At 43.5% G+C, this 347-nt stretch carries 1 protein-coding gene; it reads left to right on the forward strand.

Annotation, left to right across the window (positions count from 1 at the left end; translation table 11 throughout):
• On the forward strand, nt 1-347 hold a 347-nt coding region (locus tag DC53_RS22230), incomplete at both ends, for an FIDD domain-containing protein (RefSeq protein ID WP_033032488.1).

Consider the following 347-nt stretch of genomic DNA (forward strand, 5'->3'; position numbering starts at 1 on the left):
GTAGAATGCTCAGACCAACACACATTCAATGTACAAATCGACACAGCACCAACCACTATACCAGCCACAACACTAGAAGTATGTGACGACAATTTCGACACCTTCTCAATCTTCAACCTACTACCAGCAGGACTAGAAGTAATAGACGGTCAAGTAGGATTAACCGTAACATACCACGAAACAATAGAAGGCGCCCAATTAGGCGAAAATGAAATCCTAACACCAGGCAACTACTTAGCCATAACAGGACAAGTATTTATCCGAGTAATAGAAACAGGAAACACAAGCAACTGTAACAGCATCCAGCCAGTCAACCTAATCGTACACCCAAGACCAGCGGTACCAAC

Origin of the sequence: Pseudoalteromonas fuliginea, from assembly GCF_000690055.1 — a bacterium.
Taxonomy (GTDB): Bacteria; Pseudomonadota; Gammaproteobacteria; order Enterobacterales; family Alteromonadaceae; genus Pseudoalteromonas; species Pseudoalteromonas fuliginea.